Source organism: Thiomicrospira aerophila AL3 (genome assembly GCF_000227665.2).
Classification (GTDB): domain Bacteria; phylum Pseudomonadota; class Gammaproteobacteria; order Thiomicrospirales; family Thiomicrospiraceae; genus Thiomicrospira; species Thiomicrospira aerophila.
Genome location: NZ_CP007030.1, coordinates 1,704,444 through 1,722,166, shown reverse-complemented (window position 1 = coordinate 1,722,166; position 17,723 = coordinate 1,704,444). Strand labels below are relative to the sequence as shown.

General features: G+C 46.8%; 15 protein-coding genes and 1 tRNA gene. 12 read left to right on the top strand and 4 right to left on the bottom strand.

Annotated features, from left to right (window positions below):
• The 9 genes from ftsZ (at position 1) to murG (ending at position 10,932) form a co-directional block, all read left to right on the top strand.
• A complete protein-coding gene (ftsZ, locus tag THIAE_RS08375) occupies positions 1 to 1,257 on the top strand; it encodes a cell division protein FtsZ (protein ID WP_006460973.1) in 1,257 nt (418 codons plus the stop codon).
• A 65-nt stretch (positions 1,258 to 1,322) separates the two neighbouring features.
• The gene (gene ftsL, locus THIAE_RS08370; RefSeq protein WP_239232370.1) at positions 1,323 to 1,598 is read left to right on the top strand and encodes a cell division protein FtsL; all 276 of its coding nucleotides are present in this window, start codon (positions 1,323 to 1,325) and stop codon (positions 1,596 to 1,598) included.
• On the top strand, positions 1,595 to 3,262 hold the full coding sequence (locus THIAE_RS08365; protein WP_006460975.1) for a peptidoglycan D,D-transpeptidase FtsI family protein: 1,668 nt from the start codon (positions 1,595 to 1,597) through the stop codon (positions 3,260 to 3,262). Before ftsL ends, THIAE_RS08365 begins: the two co-directional genes overlap by 4 nt.
• Positions 3,259 to 4,815 (top strand): UDP-N-acetylmuramoyl-L-alanyl-D-glutamate--2,6-diaminopimelate ligase, encoded by a 1,557-nt coding sequence (locus THIAE_RS08360; RefSeq protein ID WP_006460976.1) that lies wholly within the window; start codon positions 3,259 to 3,261, stop codon positions 4,813 to 4,815. Before THIAE_RS08365 ends, THIAE_RS08360 begins: the two co-directional genes overlap by 4 nt.
• A complete protein-coding gene (locus THIAE_RS08355) occupies positions 4,812 to 6,269 on the top strand; it encodes a UDP-N-acetylmuramoyl-tripeptide--D-alanyl-D-alanine ligase (protein ID WP_006460977.1) in 1,458 nt (485 codons plus the stop codon). Before THIAE_RS08360 ends, THIAE_RS08355 begins: the two co-directional genes overlap by 4 nt.
• Positions 6,253 to 7,335: a phospho-N-acetylmuramoyl-pentapeptide-transferase gene (mraY, locus tag THIAE_RS08350; protein WP_006460978.1), complete on the top strand. Its 1,083-nt coding sequence runs from the start codon at positions 6,253 to 6,255 to the stop codon at positions 7,333 to 7,335. Before THIAE_RS08355 ends, mraY begins: the two co-directional genes overlap by 17 nt.
• A 3-nt stretch (positions 7,336 to 7,338) precedes the next feature.
• On the top strand, positions 7,339 to 8,685 hold the full coding sequence (gene murD, locus THIAE_RS08345; protein ID WP_006460979.1) for a UDP-N-acetylmuramoyl-L-alanine--D-glutamate ligase: 1,347 nt from the start codon (positions 7,339 to 7,341) through the stop codon (positions 8,683 to 8,685).
• A complete protein-coding gene (ftsW, locus tag THIAE_RS08340; protein ID WP_006460980.1) occupies positions 8,678 to 9,853 on the top strand; it encodes a putative lipid II flippase FtsW in 1,176 nt (391 codons plus the stop codon). Before murD ends, ftsW begins: the two co-directional genes overlap by 8 nt.
• Positions 9,850 to 10,932, top strand: a complete 1,083-nt coding sequence (murG, locus tag THIAE_RS08335; protein ID WP_006460981.1) for an undecaprenyldiphospho-muramoylpentapeptide beta-N-acetylglucosaminyltransferase — start codon at positions 9,850 to 9,852, stop codon at positions 10,930 to 10,932. Before ftsW ends, murG begins: the two co-directional genes overlap by 4 nt.
• Positions 10,933 to 10,936: 4 nt before the next feature.
• On the opposite strand, the gene THIAE_RS08330 is transcribed toward murG, so the two are convergent.
• Both THIAE_RS08330 and THIAE_RS08325 read right to left on the bottom strand, forming a co-directional pair.
• Positions 10,937 to 11,009 (bottom strand) — tRNA-Arg (locus THIAE_RS08330).
• 13 nt (positions 11,010 to 11,022) lie between these two features.
• Positions 11,023 to 11,334, bottom strand: coding sequence for an ArsR/SmtB family transcription factor (locus THIAE_RS08325; protein WP_006460982.1), 312 nt, complete (start codon positions 11,332 to 11,334; stop codon positions 11,023 to 11,025).
• A gap of 118 nt (positions 11,335 to 11,452) precedes the next feature.
• Between THIAE_RS08325 and THIAE_RS08320 the strand changes: the two genes are divergently transcribed.
• Positions 11,453 to 12,760, top strand: coding sequence for a S41 family peptidase (locus THIAE_RS08320; RefSeq protein ID WP_006460983.1), 1,308 nt, complete (start codon positions 11,453 to 11,455; stop codon positions 12,758 to 12,760).
• Between the two features lie 23 nt (positions 12,761 to 12,783).
• Positions 12,784 to 13,653, top strand: coding sequence for a YihY family inner membrane protein (locus tag THIAE_RS08315; protein ID WP_006460984.1), 870 nt, complete (start codon positions 12,784 to 12,786; stop codon positions 13,651 to 13,653).
• 4 nt (positions 13,654 to 13,657) lie between these two features.
• Here THIAE_RS08315 and gshA read toward each other — a convergent pair whose 3' ends face one another.
• Positions 13,658 to 14,956, bottom strand: a complete 1,299-nt coding sequence (gene gshA, locus THIAE_RS08310) for a glutamate--cysteine ligase (protein WP_006460985.1) — start codon at positions 14,954 to 14,956, stop codon at positions 13,658 to 13,660.
• 41 nt (positions 14,957 to 14,997) lie between these two features.
• Positions 14,998 to 16,902 carry a sensor histidine kinase gene (locus THIAE_RS08305; RefSeq protein ID WP_006460986.1) on the bottom strand — a complete coding sequence of 635 codons (1,905 nt, stop codon included), beginning with the start codon at positions 16,900 to 16,902 and terminating at the stop codon, positions 14,998 to 15,000.
• 42 nt (positions 16,903 to 16,944) lie between these two features.
• Between THIAE_RS08305 and THIAE_RS08300 the strand changes: the two genes are divergently transcribed.
• Positions 16,945 to 17,646 carry a response regulator transcription factor gene (locus THIAE_RS08300; protein ID WP_006460987.1) on the top strand — a complete coding sequence of 234 codons (702 nt, stop codon included), beginning with the start codon at positions 16,945 to 16,947 and terminating at the stop codon, positions 17,644 to 17,646.
• The last annotated feature ends 77 nt before the right edge of the window (positions 17,647 to 17,723 follow it).

Sequence of the window (17,723 nt, the reverse complement as noted above, 5' to 3'; positions counted from 1 at the left end):
ATGAGCAGTATGAAGTTTGATTTAAAAGAATCTAAGGTGGTAAGGCAGCCAGGTTTACCGGTCATTAAGGTCATCGGTTTAGGCGGCGGTGGCAGTAATGCTGTTGACTACATGGTACGCAGCAAGGTAGAGGGCGTTGATTTTTTGTGTGCCAACACGGATGCACAAGCCTTAGCCCACTCTAACGTGCCAGTTAGAATTCAAATTGGTTCAAACGGATTAGGTGCGGGAGCCAACCCTGAAAAAGGACGCGAAGCAGCTGAGCAAGATATTGACGCAATCAAGGAGCACTTGAAAGATGCCGATATGCTGTTCATTACCGCGGGTATGGGGGGCGGCACAGGCACAGGCGCAGCACCTGTTGTGGCTAAGGTTGCACGTGATATGGGTATTCTTACTGTAGGAGTGGTGAGTCGCCCGTTTAGTTTTGAACGTCGTTCTGGTGTTGCAGACAAAGGGATTCAGGAACTTTCTGCAGCAGTTGATTCATTGATTACCATTCCGAATGACAAGCTAGTCGAAGTTTTAGGCAAGGATTTCATGTTTGCCAAAGCCTTTGACCACGCAAATGAAATTTTGCACGGTGCTGTGCAAGGTATTTCAGAGATGGTAACGCGCCCGGGCTTAATAAACGTTGACTTTGAAGATTTGCGCACCGTGATGTCTGAGCGTGGTTTAGGTATGATGGGTGTAGGAACCGCTAAAGGCGAAGACCGTGCTCGTAAAGCGATTGATAAAGCCATTGCTAATCCGCTTCTAGATGATGTGGCTGTAACCGGTGCGCGTGGCTTCTTGGTTAATATTACAGGTGGCCTCGATTTCAGTATCGGTGAATACAATGTGATTGGTGATGTGGTCAACCAGTTTGCTGATAGTGATGCACGCGTCATTATAGGTACCTCAATTGATGAAACACTACAAGATGAAATTCGGGTAACAGTTGTCGCAACCGGTTTGATGGGTTCAAGTGCTAAGCCACAAATGGTGCGCCCTAATACCCAAGGTGTTCAAGCTGTACAGGCATCTGAGCGCGCCAAAGAAATGAATCACAATGCGCCACAAGTCGAGACTGAGTTAACAGAGGCCCCTAAAGTGGCAACAATAAAGCCAACCTTGGTTGAACCTAAGCCACAATCTGCGCCAGCGCCTTATGAGGCAGAGACGTCGCGTGCTGCCATGGTTGCAAATGGTGGTGCTATGCCACGCTCAAGTAATTACCTTGACATTCCTGCCTTTTTAAGACGCCAAGTTGATTAAGTGATTGTGGTCGTCTGAGGATGCAAGGGTACGAGCCTAAGCCTACTCCTATCAAGCGTTTTGATATGGGTGGGCTTTTTACTTTGATTTTGGTGGTTATATTGGGCTTGGCGATGATGGCTAAAGTATTGCTGCAACATCAAATCAGGGAGCTTGAGGCCCAGTATTACAGCGAACTAGTCTATCATGCTCAATTAAAAGAGCAGTGGGGCCAAATGGTTTTAGAGTCAGCACATTTAACCGCCCCGTTGTTGGTGGAGCAGCAGGCAAGAACTGATCTAAAAATGCAGCGTCCGCAACACATTCGTTATCTCGTTTTAACCGAAGAACCTAACCGATGAACTCGTCTATTCGAGCACGCATCATTCTGTTTATTTTGTTAGCAGGCCTGCTGGCGTTAGTGGGTCGTGCTTTTTATTTACAATGGTTACATGCGGATTTTTTGAACGCAGAAGCGGACAAGCGTCAATTGCGCGTTATCGAGGTACCGGCTCCACGCGGTCAAATTGTAGATCGTAACGATAAGGTTCTTGCACTCAGTACGCCGATAAATTCTATTTGGGTCGATGCTAATCGGCTAAACGCCCATCCAGAAAAAAGGCGCATTTTAGCGGATTTGGCCCGCGTGCTAGAGGTATCGCCTGCCAGTTTGGTTCGTATGGTTGAGCAGCAGTCACAACGACGTTATCTCTATCTTCGCCGAGGACTAGTGCCCGAAGTCGGTGAGGCAGTCGCCGCGCTGAATTTACCTTTTGTTTATGTTAAACATGAATATCGTCGCTATTATCCCCAAGCTCATACTACTGCCCATTTGGTGGGTTACACCAATATTGATGATATTGGTCAAGATGGCTTAGAAGCCATTTATAACCAGTGGCTTAGCGGTCAATCAGGTCGATTTAGAGTGGTCAAGGATTTAAAAGGGCGTGTAGTATCTTCGGTAGCTACTCAGCAAGATATGCAGCCTGGTCAGCAATTAAAACTAACCCTCGATAGTGATATTCAATACTTTGCCCACAAAGCTTTACACGATAGTTTGGTTAAGCATCAAGCGCAAGGTGGGTCTGTTGTGGTGATTGACCTTGCCAATGCTGAAATTTTAGCCCTCGCCAATCAACCTAGTTTTAATCCAAATGACCGCAGCCAAATAAGCGGTGAGGCGATTCGTAATCGTGCCATTTCAACGCTGATAGAGCCAGGTTCAACAATAAAACCGTTGATTATTGCTAAGTTGTTAGATGAGGGGTTGGTCTCTGAGGATGAAGTGGTTGATACCCATCCTGGTCATATTCGCTTGCATGGCCATTTAATTAGTGATGCTATTAACTATCGTGAGTTAACTTTGACAGGTGTAGTGCAAAAGTCCAGTAACGTTGCAATGGCTAAGTTAGTGCCAAGAATGACGCGTGCAACTCAGTGGGAATTTATGACCCAGCTTGGCTTTGGTCATGATACTGGCCTTTTTTTACCAGGCGAGCAAAATGGACGGTTGCGTCATTTCGCTAACTGGTCAGGGATGGATCAGGTCTCTAATTCGTTCGGGTATGGTTTTAATGCTACCTTGTTACAATTGGCACAGGCTTATCAAATTTTTGGTACCCAGGGGCAGATAACTCCTTTGATGTTAGTCGATAATCACGTGCGCCCACAACCCCGTCAGGTCATTTCACCCGAGAGTGCTCAAGCGGTATTGTTAATGATGGAGAGTGTAACGCAGCCAGGTGGCACGGCAGTCGCAGCCAGTGTTGACGGTTATCGAGTCGCAGGTAAAACCGGTACGGTGCATAAGACCGCTGGCGGAGTTTATCAACTAGATCAATACCAAGCTATGTTTGTTGGCTTAGCTCCAGTCAGTCGTCCGCAAATTTTGGTTGCGGTAATGATTGATGAGCCGAGTCGAGGCATATATGGTGGGGGTACAGTAGCCGCGCCCGTTTTTCGTGAAGTCATGACCCATGCTTTGCGCATTCGTAATGTTGATCCTGATTTAGTGAGCGTGCCATGATGCAAGCGTCCCCTAAAACATTTGCCCAATTAGAAACCTTTTTAGCGAAGGATATTACCCAAATGTTTGGTGCCAGTTTAGGTGGTTTGGGGGTCAATGGCTTATTTCGGCATGCGAGTTACTGCACTGAAAATAGTGTCTTTATTGCACTGCCAGGTCAACGTGTTCATGCCAACAGTTTTGCCGCACAAGCGGTTCAAGCCGGTGCGCGATTAATGATTACGGATCAGTGTCCAGCGGCGATTCCGGAGAGTCTTGTTGTTTGGTTGGTACCTGCCTTAGCGGAGCGACTAGCCACTCTTGCTAACTGGTTCTATGACCATCCGAGTCGTGAGCTTTGTTTAATTGGCATAACCGGTACCAACGGCAAAACCACCACCAGTTTTCTCACGGCGCAAGCATTGCATAAATTAGGTCATCGAGTTGCCTTAATGGGAACCTTGGGCGCCGGGGTTTATCCGGATTTAGTGAGTACAGGACATACCACCCCCGATATTTTAACGATTCAGGCCTGGTTATACGCTGCTCAACAGCAAGGTTGCAAATATGCGGTAATGGAGGTGTCCTCTCATGCTGTTGTGCAAGGGCGGATTGACGGATTAGCCTTTGCAGTCAAAGCCATGACACAGGTAACAGAAGATCATCTCGATTTTCACGGGTCGCTTCAAGCCTATCATCAAGCTAAGATGGATTTTTTTCTTCGTTCATTACCCGGTCAATCGGGTTATTGGGTCATTAATCAACAGGATTCGGTAGGTCAGCAATTGTTAAAAGCAATCGCCAGTTATCCATCAGAAGCTATGCCATTACTAGCTGGCTACTATCCTCGTGAATCAGCACCTGCTTTTGCTGGTCCTAATCCAAACAGTTTAAGTTTGGTTAAACATAAAGCGCTAGCCAAGGGTTATCAACTCGATTTGGCTTGGCAGAAAAAGCGCTTCCAGCTGAATTCGTCTTTGTTGGGTGAGTATAATATTGAAAATTTACTATGTAGCCTACGAATATTATTGGCGGTGGGTTTTAATTTAGCGGACTTGGTTGCCCTCGCTGAAACATTGCATGCCCCCAGTGGTCGCTTAGAGCAGGTTAGTTGTGTTAAGCCACTCCAAGTGGTTGTCGATTTTGCTCATACTACGGACGCACTGCGCCAAGTGTTATTAACCCTTAATAAACAACGTTCAGCAATAGATAAAACCGCTGCGCTATGGGTGGTGTTTGGTTGTGGGGGGGATCGTGATAAAACCAAGCGTCCAGCGATGACCAGCGTGGCTTATCAACTTGCGGATCATTTGGTATTAACCAGTGATAACCCGCGTAGCGAGCAAATTGACATGATTTTTAACGATATGTTAGCAGGCCTGCCATCAGGATATGATCAGCTGAAAATCATGATTCAGCCGGATCGTCAGCTAGCCATCGAAGCCGCTTTGGCTGGTGCTAAAGAGGGTGATTGGGTTTTAATTGCCGGCAAAGGCCATGAGACAACACAAGAAATTAACGGTATCTATTTTGCCTTTTCGGATCAACAAGTAATAAAGGATTGGACGCCATGACAACTGACAAAGGGCGGACTGTAATGCGATTTGGACGCTGGACGCTGGGACAGCTAGCAGAATGGTTAAATGTGATTCTACCCACTAAATGGCAAGCGCAAGCTGATTTAGCGGTTGCTCAGATGGTCACGGATTCACGCGCGGTCATGCCAGGTGATGTCTATATTGCGATTGAAGGGACGCGATTTGATGGTCATCGATTTATCGCCCAAGCGATTGAGCAGGGTGCTGTGGCCTGCATCATTAGCAATAAAAACTATGCTAAACAAACTGTGCCTTGTTTATTAGTGTCGGATACCACCCGCGCGTTGGGACGGTTGGGGCAGGCCCACCGACAAGCCGCACAGCTTGAATGTTTAGTGGCGGTGACTGGTTCGAACGGTAAAACGACCGTTAAAGAACTGCTTGCTGCTCTATTCGCGACTAAGGGGCCAACACTTGCAACACAAGGCAATCTAAATAATCAATTTGGTGTGCCACGCACATTATTACGTTTGCGTGATGAGCACCGGTATGCAGTGATTGAAATGGGCGCGAACCATCAAGGCGAAATTGATTGTTTAACCCGCTTAGCTGAACCGGATATTGCGATTATTACCCTTGCTGCCCCGGCTCATCTTGAAGGTTTTGGCAGTCTTGATGGCATTATTACCGCTAAAGGCGAAATTATGCATGGCTTAAAGCCTGATGGCGTTGGCATCATTAATACTGATTCGCCCGGTTTTAGCCACTGGTTTGGTAAATTGACCCGAAGTGGTCGTAAAGCGATGAGTTTTGGCCAGGCTGCACAAGCTGACATTCGGATTCGAAATGTGTCCACCACCAAGCAAGGCATTCAGTTTGAGCTGTATTATCAGCAGGCCTGGCGCACCGTCACTAGCCCGTTACTAGGGGTTCACAACGCCTACAATCTTGCGGCAGGCGCAGCGGTGGCACAGGTGTTAAATTGGGATTGGGATGACATTGCACCGGTGTTTGCCAAGTTTACGGGTACAGATGGTCGGTTGCAGATTTTTCAGCTGGGTCAACTCACCTTAATTGATGATAGTTACAACGCTAATCCAAGCTCGATGGCGGCAGGGTTAGATAGTCTACATGCGCTTGCCAGTCCGGATAACAAGCCGATGCTGGCCTGCTTAGGATCTATGGCAGAGTTAGGCAGTACCGCTGCTGAGGCCCATTATCAAATTGGTCGGCAGGCGGTTAAATTAGGTGTGCGCCAACTCTGGGCACAGGGTGGCAATGCCGACGATTATGTCGCGGGCTTTAAGTCGTTAGCAAGCGGTAAAACCTTGGCCCAAGCCGCCGAACACGCGGCGATGATTGAACACTTATTTACCCTTTATCAAACTGGCGAACCCTGGGTCGTCTTAATTAAAGGCTCGCGCAGTGCCGCAATGGATCAGTTGCGCCCTGGCCTAACTCAAAGGATTGCCGATGCTCATTTATCTTAGTCAGTATTTAAGCCAGTTTCATAGCGGCTTTACGGTTTTTAATTACATCACCGTACGTGCCATTATGAGTGTGCTAACGGCGTTGATTATTTCCTTTTTAATTGGTCCGGCAGTGATTCGCTGGCTCACGCGCTTAAAAGTAGGGCAAAGCATTCGACAAGATGGGCCACAAAGCCATTTGGTTAAAGCGGGCACCCCTACGATGGGCGGTACACTTATTTTGTTTGCCATTGCCATCGCATTATTATTGTGGGGTGACCTTAGTAACTTTTATCTTCTCTTGGTTAGCTTTACCATGTTTGGCTTTGGGGTGATCGGCTTTATCGATGACTATAAAAAAGTGGTCTATCGTGACCCGGAAGGGATGCGCTCGCGGACCAAGTTTTTTTGGCAGTCCGTCATTGGTTTAATTGCCGCTTTTGGCTTTTATCATTTTGCGCAGGTACCAGCAGAAACTCAGTTGCTCATTCCCTATATGAAGGACACCTATATCTATTTAGGTGCTTGGGTGATTGTGTTGAGTTACTTTGTGATAGTCGGTACCTCCAACGCGGTGAATTTAACGGACGGTTTAGATGGCTTGGCGATTATGCCCACGGTGATGGTCGCCGCTGCCTTGGGTGTGTTTGCTTATGCCTCCGGCCATGCCGTTTTTGCAGCCTATTTAGACATTCCACATATTCCAGGGGTCGGCGAGCTAACGATTTTAATGGCCGCGATGGTCGGAGCCGGTCTCGGCTTTTTGTGGTTTAACACCCATCCGGCGCAAGTCTTTATGGGCGATGTCGGTTCGCTTGCTTTAGGGGCGGCGCTAGGTGCGACCGCGGTGGCGGTTCGCCAGGAAATCGTGTTATTTATAATGGGGGGGATTTTTGTGATTGAAACCCTCTCGGTTATTTTGCAAGTGGGTTCATACAAACTTCGTGGTAAACGGGTGTTTTTAATGGCGCCATTGCATCATCATTTTGAACATAAAAACTGGCATGAATCCCAAATTATTGTGCGCTTTTGGATTATCACCATTATTTTGGTGTTGATTGGACTGGCCAGCTTAAAGTTGAGATAAACCATGTATCTAGTGATTGGATTAGGCATAACTGGACAATCGGTGTTGCGCTACTTAACCCATAACAATGAAGCGATCTTGGCTTATGATACGCGTGAAGCCCTTGATATCACGACCTTAAAGCAAACCTATCCAGACGTTCAATTTGCGACGGGCAGTTTGCCAAAAAGCTGGCTTGCCAAAACCACGCTGGTGGTGATCAGTCCCGGCATTGATTTGCGCCAGCCTTGGCTACAAGTATTTAGGCAAAAGGGCATAGACATTATCGGTGATATTGAGTTGTTTGCTCGTGCGGCCAGTGCACCGATTATTGGTATAACGGGTTCAAATGGCAAAAGTACCGTCACAAGTTTAACGGCTAGCTTATTGACAGCAGGTGGCTATAAAACAGGCATGGGCGGTAATATCGGTAAGGCGGCCTTGGATCTGTTGCTCGAGGAGCAGAACTATGATGTGTTTGTGCTTGAATTGTCCAGTTTCCAACTAGACACCACCTATTCATTGCATACCTGTGCGTCAACCGTGTTGAATATTTGTGAAGACCATTTAGATCGATACGATGGCATGGATGCGTATATTCAATCTAAAAATACCATTTATCAGGATACTGAGCTGGCGGTCATGCCGCTTGACGAGCCGACGCCTTTTTGGGTGCCGAATATTACGCCGAAACAGTATTTTGGTTTGCAGCCGCCGCGCAGTGCCAGAGATTGGGGTATTGAAGTGGACTTGGATGGCTTGAGCTATTTGGCGCAGGGTGAAAAGCGCCTTATGCCTGTCAGTGAGTTAAAACTGCAAGCACCGCATCAGCTATTAAATGCCCTCGCGTCCTTAGCCTTGGTGCAGGAGTTTGACATAGATGACACTATTGTTCAGCAGGTGTTACGCAACTTCGCCGGCCTGCCTCATCGTACTGAATGGGTGGCGCAATTTAACCAGATTACCTGGATTAATGATTCTAAGGGCACCAACGTGGGTGCAACCTTGACGGCCGTTAAAAGTATGGGCTCGGCCATTCAACCGGCTAAATTGGTGCTATTAGCGGGTGGCGATGCGAAAGGGGCGGATATGGCACCCTTAGCGCAGCCGCTGGCTGAGTTCGCGCGTGCCGCTATTGTTTATGGTCGTGATGCCGCGCAACTCTACCAGGCCTGGTCTGCTCATCTGCCTTGCCATCATGTGCAAACTTTGGATGAAGCAGTGAATTTGGCTGCCTCCTTAGCACAAGCCGGTGATACGGTGCTGTTATCGCCTGCCTGTGCGAGTCTTGATCAATTTGACAATTATCAACATCGTGGGCGCCATTTTGCAACCTGCGTGACTGCTCTGGAGAACACAACGCGTGGTTAATGCATGGCGTTTTGACATTCGAGCCCTCGATGGCGGACTCATTTTAATGGTGATGGCGCTGGTGATCTTGGGGTTGGTGATGGTGCTATCGAGTTCGGTTGCGGTCAGTGAGGTGCGCTTTGGCCATCAATGGCATTATTTTCAGCGTCAAGTTTTTGCATTAGGGCTCGGTGGTTTATTGGCGGCACTGGTAATAATGGTGCCGAGTGAAAGTTGGTTACGTCATCGGGGTAAATGGTTTTTACTGGGTTTGGTGCTATTGGCGCTGGTGTTAATATTTGGTCGCGAAATTGGGGGTGCCAAACGTTGGTTACCGTTGGTGGTGATGAATTTTCAGCCTGCTGAATGGATGAAAATCGCCACGATCTTGTTTCTAGCCGGTTATTTACAGCGTCATCAGGATGCGGTTAAGCAGGATGCCAGTGCTGTCATGCGGTTGTTTTTACCCTTTGGCATCATGGCCGGGTTGTTATTACTGCAACCAGACTATGGCACGACGGTACTGATTGCAGGGGTGTTGGTCGGTATGTTGTTTATCGCGGGCGCGCCCTTTCGCTATTTTGTGATTACCGTATTACCGATTGGTGCATTACTCGCTGCGTTGGTAATCAATTCACCCTATCGAATGGCACGGGTGATGAACTTTATGGACCCATGGCAAGATCCATACGGGGTAGGTTATCAGTTATCTCAGGCACTCATGGCGATTGGATCGGGTGGCCTGACGGGCAGCGGATTGGGGGCGAGTGTACAAAAGCTACTCTACTTACCGGATGCCCATACCGACTTTATGTTTGCGGTCTTTGCTGAAGAAACCGGTTGGTTAGGTGTGGTATTGCTGTTGTCGCTTTATGGATTGTTACTGTGGCGAATGTTTGCGATCGCGCAAGCGGCATGGATGCCAGAGGCGCCGTTTAAAGCTTTAGTGGTCTATGGCATAGCGATTATGTTCGCCGGTCAAATTTTAATTAATGTGGGTGTGAATTTAGGCGTGTTTCCTACCAAGGGACTTACCTTGCCTTTTGTCAGTTATGGCGGCAGTAGTTTAATGATGGCATTGTTAGCTATCGGCCTTGTCCTTCGTATTGAGTATGAAACACGCTTGTCGCGGTCTATGGCTATCGCAGCGCCAGTTCAGCAAGAAGCAAATCCGCAAGGAGTGTTATGAAGAAATTACAGCGCATTATGATTATGGCGGCCGGTACCGGTGGCCATGTGTTTCCTGGATTGGCGCTGGCGACGGCTTGGCAATCGCAAGGCGTGGAAGTAGTTTGGCTAGGCACCCCAAATGGCATGGAAAAGCAATGGGTGACGTCCGCCAATGTGCCATTTTATGCTATTGATGTTAAAGGACTAAGGGGTAATGGTTGGCGCGGTTGGTTGACCGCTCCCTGGCGGCTAAGCCAGGCCTGCTGGCAGGCATATCGCTTAATTAAACAGCTGCAGCCTGATGCGGTACTTGGAATGGGCGGGTTTGTCTGTGGTCCTGGCGGATTAGCGGCTAAATTAGCAGGCCTGCCACTCTATTTGCATGAACAAAATGCGATTGTTGGCCTCACTAATCGCTTGCTTGCACCGCTAGCAAAAACCGTATTTTGTGGTTTTCCGGTGGCCGGTTGGAAAGTTAAAAATCAATGTTTAGTGGGGAATCCGGTCAGAGCTGCAATTCGAGAGGTTGCCGCACTGAATGCTGAAGATGTCGATGCAACGCCTAAACAGTTATTGGTGATCGGCGGTAGTCGCGGCGCGCGGGCATTAAATGAAACCCTGCCACAGGCACTGGCCTTGATTCCCAAGGAACAGCGCCCAAAAGTGATTCATCAAACCGGCGCGGCGGATCAAACCAGCACACAGGCAGCCTATGAGGCCTGTGATATCAATGAGGCGCAGGTGGTGTCGTTTATAGATGATATGGCGAAGGCCTATGCTGGATGTGATCTTGTTATTGCGCGAGCTGGTGCTTTAACGGTGAGCGAGGTGCAGGCAGCGAAGCGCGCTGCGATTTTTATTCCCTTTCCCTATGCGGTGGATGATCACCAAAGTGCCAATGCCGATGTATTGGTGAATCAAGCCGTGGCCCAAAAAATCATCCAAGCTGATCTGACGCCGGAGGGTTTGGCGAGGGCTATTGAAAGCTGGTTTACAGACCAACGCTGGATTGAGGGGTCCGCAAAGCTGGCTAGTCTACCAAACCAAGATGCCACTGAGCAGGTACTTAGTCGTATCAAACAAGACTTAGGAAAATAAGGTGTCCGCCCACCAGGACTCGAACCTGGAGTTGCCGCTTAGGAGGCAGCCGTTTTATCCCGTTAAACTATGAGCGGTTAATTATAAAAGTTAAGCTGTTGGGCAGAAAGTTGCTTGCATCGCGTGTAGCAGGTTGATGATTTCTTCATCAGCGACACTACAAAGAATTTTACTACCATCGCGACGCGACGCAACAATCCCTTTTTCACGCAAAATATCAATATGTTGCGACACATTACTTTGGGTTGTGCCAACCTTTGACACGATATCCATCACCGGCATTTCACCATCACTTAAGACACAGAGGATTTTTAAGCGTAATGGATGGCCCATGGCCTTCAAAGCTTTGGAAGCTTTAAGGATATTGTCTTCTTTCATCTCGAAAAGGTTGTGTTCGCTCATGATTATTCGTATCCTAATTATTAATTTTATTTCAGCAAATTCTAATGCAAAATTACGATCTTGTGTCATAAAAAGATCACTTATAATGCATTGAACAGCGCATAACGAGGATAAGGCAGTGGCGAAAGTGACCGGTTTAAAGAAAATCAGTTGGATGATTATGGGGGGTGTGCTGGGCGCCAGTTTAGTCGTAGGCACGAGCGTGATGGCTGATCGCCAAGCTTCCAGTGCTTCAGGTTTGCCACTTGAACAATTGCGTGCTTTTGTTGAGGTTTACGACCGTATATCGACCGGTTACTTTGAGCCGATTGAAAATGAAAAAATGCTTGAAAATGCGATTCGTGGCATGCTAACCAATCTTGACCCCCACTCTGATTATTTGCCAAAAGAAAGTTTTGAGCGGGTTGAAGAAAGCACCCGTGGCGAGTTTGGTGGCTTAGGTATGGAAGTCGGCATGGAAGACGGTGCGGTGCGCGTTGTGGCACCAATCGACGACACACCTGCACAACGTGCCGGTGTCCGTTCTGGCGATATTATCATTAAATTGGACGATACCTCACTACAGGGGATGAGCTTGACTGATGCGGTGAAAATGATGCGTGGCGAACCTGGCAGCACCATCAAGTTGACCATCATTCGTAGTGGTGAGTCTGAGCCGCTGGTGTTTGAGTTAGAGCGTGCCGTTATTAAAGTACGCAGTGTGCGTGAACGTCTATTAGAAGCGGACTTAGGCTATGTTCGTATTAGCCAGTTCCAAACGCGCACCGGTGAAGACCTATCACGCGCGATTCGCGCCCTAGAGCAGGAAAATGGCGGCCCCTTAGCAGGCCTGGTATTGGATTTGCGTAATAATCCCGGTGGGGTATTGAGCGCATCAGTTGATGTGTCGAATGTGTTTTTAAACGAAGGCTTGATTGTATACACCGAAGGGCGTCTACAAAACTCCCAGATGCGTTTTGAAGCCAAGCGGGGCGATTTAATGAACGGCAAGCCGATTGTGGTGTTGGTCAATGAAGGTTCCGCATCGGCGTCTGAAATCGTGGCCGGTGCCTTGCAAGACCACGGGCGAGCACTTATTGCCGGTCGTGATACTTTTGGTAAAGGCTCGGTGCAGTCTATATTACCGCTCAATAATGGTGCGGCGATTAAGTTGACTACGGCCTTGTATTTCACGCCATCTGGTCGTTCAATTCAAGCATCGGGTATTAAGCCCGACATTGAAATTGATTTGGTGAAAGTTGAGCGTGTGAACCAAGAACGTCGTAGCCGCGAAGCCGACTTGGACGGTCACATTAATCAGCCTGGTGCTAATGACACTGAAGAGAGCAAACAGGATGAAACCGCTAGTTTGCTGTCGGAAGACTACGAGCTTTATGAAGGCTTGAACCTATTGAAAAGTATGGTATTTGCCAGCCGTCGTAATTAACTCATCATGAATGAGCTAATGCAATGCGCTTGTTAAAAACGACCTTTACAAAACTAGCCAGGCTACCCGGCCTGGCTTTGTTTTTTGCCAGTGGTCAACGCTTTGTGGTGTGTAAAGGCGGGGACCTGGTTTCATCACTCGCTTATGTGTCGCTGGTCAGTTTAGTGCCGATGTTGGCCATTATGATCAGTATCTTCTCTATGTCACCGTTATTTGAACCCTTGCAGAATTTGGTGCTGGATATGGTGTTCACGCACTTCATTCCTGATTCTCAACCCGTGGTTGCCCAATCCTTAAATAGTTTTGCCCAACAAGCCAGTCGTTTAGCCTTACCAGGCCTGCTAGCGATGTGGGTGACCACCTTATTACTGCTTTGGCATATCGATCAAAAGGTTAATAGCTTTTGGCAAGTGCGCCGTGAGCGTACTTGGTGGATGGTCATAAGCAAATATTTTGCGATCAGCTTAATGGGTCCTATTTTGCTAGGTGCGGGCTTGTTTGCGAGCAGTAGTTTAATGGCCTATCCCATTTGGCAAGAACTGAATGATTATGAACCGGTCAAGATGTTGGAATGGTTAAAACTGGTACCGCTGATTGTCGGGTTTGTGGTGTTCTTTATGGTATTTAAATGGGTGCCAACCGCTTTTATTTCCTGGCAGCAAGCAGGCCTGGTCGCGATTATGGCCAGTATTCAGTTTGAATTATTAAAACGAGGTTTTGCTTGGTTTATTCAAGCCTTTCCGACCTATGATTTGGTCTATGGCGCCTTAGCGGCCTTACCTTTGTTTTTATTGTGGTTGTATTTGATTTGGTGGATTGTGTTATGGAATACCGCCTTGTTGGCTGAGATGAATTGCCAACAAGACGAACAGCAAGAACAAGAGAATCGATAAGAGCCTAGTCTGGCTTAGCGGTTTTGGAATATTTAATTTCGTAAGCCGCTGCCAATAGTGCCAAACGCGCAATCACCCCATAAGCATAAAAACGATTAGGTTCAGCATCCGGTCCTTGGCTTTGATCCGGTAGCACACCCGATTGCTGAAACGACATCGGCTCAAAATGCATACCCGGTGAGTTCAGATTATCCGTCGCGGTCTTACCGGTATGAATGCGATAAAACCCACCAATCACATGATTATGAATCATATAGACCACCGGTTCGGCGACAGCATTGTCAACCGTTTCAAAGGTATAAACGCCTTCTTGCACGAGCATTTTATCTACCGCTAAGCCTTCTTTCGCAAAACTCATCTTATTTCGCTGTTTTCGATTGAGCTTGAGAATATCATCCGCTGATTGCACTGACATAATCGCCATGCCATAGGTACCGCTATCGGATTTAACAATCACAAACGGCTTACAGTCAATATCATGTTCGTGGTAATAATCCCCCGTTTTGGCTAAGACCTCGTTTACCTTGGTGGCTAGGCGTTCTAGGCTGGCCGGGTTTTTAAAATCCACTTCGCCACATTGCACGGATTCGGGCGTAATTAACCAAGGGTCAATATCGACTAATTCAGCTAAGCGTTTAGCTACCGTGGCATAGTGCTGAAAATGGTGAGTTTTGTAACGGCTCGACCAGCCCAAATCAAGTGGCGGCATAAGTACCTGCTCAATGCCTTCTAAAATAGCGGGGCGGCCCGCAGATAAGTCATTATTCAACAATACCGCACAGGGAAAAAATCCCGCCACACCGACGCGATTACTTTCACGCGCTAAGGGTTCTAATACCAGGCGATTAGCTGAGGGCAGGTCTATGATCTGTGCTTCAGTGATTTCAGGGTTAATCGAGCCAATGCGCACCTCATAGCCAGCGCTTTCAATAATCTCTTTTAGGGTGTAAAGATTTTCTAGGTAAAAGCTATTGCGGGTATGGTTTTCTGGAATGATTAGCACGCCATCAGTGACAGGGCATGCCTGGGTAATCGCGTGTTGTGCCGCTTGTACCGCCAAAGGGCGTAAATCTGGATGCAGATTATTAAAGCCCGCCGGGAATAGGTTCGTATCGACGGGCGCTAGCTTATAACCTGCATTACGCAAATCCACTGACGCGTAAAAGGGCGCCGGCGTATCGCGAAACTCTTGCCTAAACCAGGCTTCTATCGCATGAGAGTGATTAAGCAAGTGTTCTTCTAATTCAAGTAACGGGCCGGTCAGTGCCGTGGTCAGATGCGGTACACGATAGTCTTGTGGCATAGTCAGGTGTCTTTAAAAATCAAATAGTATATCAAATCTACCTACTTGCTATCTAATGGAATGCTCAGAGGAATACATAGACTCACTAAACTGCCAGGTTGTTGCGGTTTGATCGTGAGCTCGCCATGATAGCGTTGCAAAATATCTTGGCTAATAAATAAGCCTAGTCCTAATCCCGACGTACTCTGAGTATTACGCCCGCGTTTGAAAGCCTGGGTGATTTCTTTATCTTGATCAAAACCAATACCAAAGTCGCGCACCGCAATGGTGAGTTGCGCCTTATCAAGTGAAACAGTGATGATTACGTTTTGATCCTGTTTGGAATATTTTAAGGCATTATTCACCACCATATTCAGCGCCATTACCAGCGGCTCGGCATCGCCTTTAATCCGCAGGGCGCTATGTTGTTCTGAAAGCTGCTCTGGTTCAAAACCCCATTCCACAATAATACGTGGCCGTTGGTCAATTTTATTAAGATTTTGATAAAAGATTCGGCTGAATTTAGCCAGTGTTGTGTAACCTTCTTCAAAACGATTCACCTCATAGTCAGCCTCTAAGCACTGGTTGACCAAGTCCTGTAGGCGTTGACGAGCACGTTGCTGAGTGTGTAAGTCTTGTTGCATTTGACGAACGATATGAGGTGCCACATTTTGTTTAGCTAAGTCATCAAGATCGTCTGCTAAATTGCGACCCGCTGCGCTACCAATGGCTAAGGGGGTCATAAACTCATGAGACAGCAGGCGCAAAAACAACTTGCGTTGACTGACCAGCTCTTGTTCAAGTTGTAATTGTTGTTGTTGTTTTAGTAAGCCCAAATAATGTTTGTAGTAGAAGCCTAGGGTGACAAAAAACAAAATAATGAGTTGAATTAGGATCATAAACGAAAATAGGTGCGCTAGAAAAAAGTTAGCGGGCACAAAATTATAGATGGCCATGATTCTTAAGATTAAGGCAAAGATCATTACCCCAAATACTAAAAAATAGAACTTGGCAATGGTATTGTTTTTAAACATCAAACCACTTATCACCAGTAGGATGAATAGTAGGATTACGCCTAGACTATGAACGATTTTTAAAGCGGGTTGCAAGTTATCCATTAGGCCGCTTATTAAGCTAAGGACGACCAAAAAAACAGCAATGGCTAAAAGGACTTGATAAAGTTTTTTATAGGTCTGGTTAATGGCAAGTATGGCATTAGTCAGCAGTAGAAAACTTAAAATTAAGACAGGCTGTGCTATTAAGATCCAAGGGTCACTGGGTAAGGCAAAGAGATGCATCCAGCCGTATACCGTTGCTAAAATATAGCCATAGCTTAATAACATAACAATGTAATAAAGTAAAGCGGCTTGACGGGTGAGTGCCCACAAAATAATACTAAAAACGAGCAGTAATATTAAAGCAGATGCAACAAACGCAGATAATATCAGCACCGGCAATTCTTGTGCCTGTATCTGAGCCTGAGTTATAAAAACCATATGGGTTGCGATCGAGTTTTGCGACGCTAAGCGAGCAAAAATGACCAACTCATCAGCGGCGTCTGCATGTAAATAGGGACTTAAAGGAAGGGCGGGTAAGCGTTGCGGGGGCAGGTCAGCAGGGCGGCTACGTCGATCTCCCAGTTCATGGTGCGCTAGTAATCTATTATTTTGTAAAATATACACATCAATGTAATCCAAAAACGGATTACCAAACTGCAAATACCAGCTTGGCGTTAAGCAGGCCTGCTTCGGATTAAAGTGGGTTTTTATCCAGACCGCATTGCGCGTTAATCCCAGCGCTTTTGCTGAATATGGCTCGGTAAATTCAATGGTTTGAATGTCGTCAAAGTCTAGCGCAGCCGAAGCATCAAAAAATATCATGCTATGATGTGGCAGGTTTTGGTACGGATGACACTGGAGGTTATCAGCCCGCAGCAAAGTAGCCAGGCTAAATAACACTAATCCCATGCTTATTGCAAACAGACGCGGAAACGTTAGGAGAGAATGAAGGTGCAAGATTCGCCCGCCTCAAAATTAACACTATTGCTTATTGAAGATGAAGAAGATTTGGCTTACCAGCTGCAACGGTTTTTAATTAAACGGGGTTATGCTGTGCAAATTTCATTCGATATTAGGCATAGTTTAGCATTGATTAACGAGCAAACTTTCGATGCGGTGTTATTTGACCGTTTATTGCCCGATGGCGACGCACTCGAGGTGGTCAATCAAATTAAAGATCATCATGCAGGCCTGCTGCTCATTATGAGTGCGCTAGGGCGTGTAAAAGACCGAATTGCGGCGTTTGATTTAGATGTGGATTATTACTTGCCAAAACCGGTTGATCTGGATGAGTTGTTGGCGATCTTAGCGCATTATGCGCGCACTAAGCAAAGTCTTGCCAAGGATAAAAATCTGTCAGCACAGATGAAGTGGTCTTTGGTGAGTAATCAATTGATCTGTCCTGCTGGTATTCAAATAACCTTGACAGCACGAGAAACAATTATGATGGCGCTTTTAATTGACCATGCTGGAAGCTTGGTGTCCAAAGAAATGCTAATGAATGCGTTAAATAAAAATTACGATACTTATGACCCCAAGGCGCTCGATTCGGCAGTCTATCGTATCCGAAACAAGGTTGATGCAGTGGCTCAACATGCCATGCCATTAGAAACGGTGCACGGATTAGGTTATATCTGGCAATCAGTCAAATAATCGTCTTTCTGACAGAATTTATCAGAATTGTGCAAGGTGTATTTTGCTAAATTAAGTTTATCAAATACTTAAGGACG

Bases quoted from the DNA above. Each gene is read 5' to 3' on its own strand.
- ftsZ (WP_006460973.1), top strand. From the start codon at position 1: ATGAGCAGTATGAAGTTTGATTTAAAAGAATCTAAGGTGGTAAGGCAG.
- ftsL (WP_239232370.1), top strand. From the start codon at position 1,323: ATGGGTGGGCTTTTTACTTTGATTTTGGTGGTTATATTGGGCTTGGCG.
- THIAE_RS08365 (WP_006460975.1), top strand. From the start codon at position 1,595: ATGAACTCGTCTATTCGAGCACGCATCATTCTGTTTATTTTGTTAGCA.
- THIAE_RS08360 (WP_006460976.1), top strand. From the start codon at position 3,259: ATGATGCAAGCGTCCCCTAAAACATTTGCCCAATTAGAAACCTTTTTA.
- THIAE_RS08355 (WP_006460977.1), top strand. From the start codon at position 4,812: ATGACAACTGACAAAGGGCGGACTGTAATGCGATTTGGACGCTGGACG.
- mraY (WP_006460978.1), top strand. From the start codon at position 6,253: ATGCTCATTTATCTTAGTCAGTATTTAAGCCAGTTTCATAGCGGCTTT.
- murD (WP_006460979.1), top strand. From the start codon at position 7,339: ATGTATCTAGTGATTGGATTAGGCATAACTGGACAATCGGTGTTGCGC.
- murG (WP_006460981.1), top strand. From the start codon at position 9,850: ATGAAGAAATTACAGCGCATTATGATTATGGCGGCCGGTACCGGTGGC.
- THIAE_RS08325 (WP_006460982.1), bottom strand. From the start codon at position 11,334: ATGAGCGAACACAACCTTTTCGAGATGAAAGAAGACAATATCCTTAAA.
- THIAE_RS08315 (WP_006460984.1), top strand. From the start codon at position 12,784: ATGCGCTTGTTAAAAACGACCTTTACAAAACTAGCCAGGCTACCCGGC.
- gshA (WP_006460985.1), bottom strand. From the start codon at position 14,956: ATGCCACAAGACTATCGTGTACCGCATCTGACCACGGCACTGACCGGC.
- THIAE_RS08305 (WP_006460986.1), bottom strand. From the start codon at position 16,902: ATGGGATTAGTGTTATTTAGCCTGGCTACTTTGCTGCGGGCTGATAAC.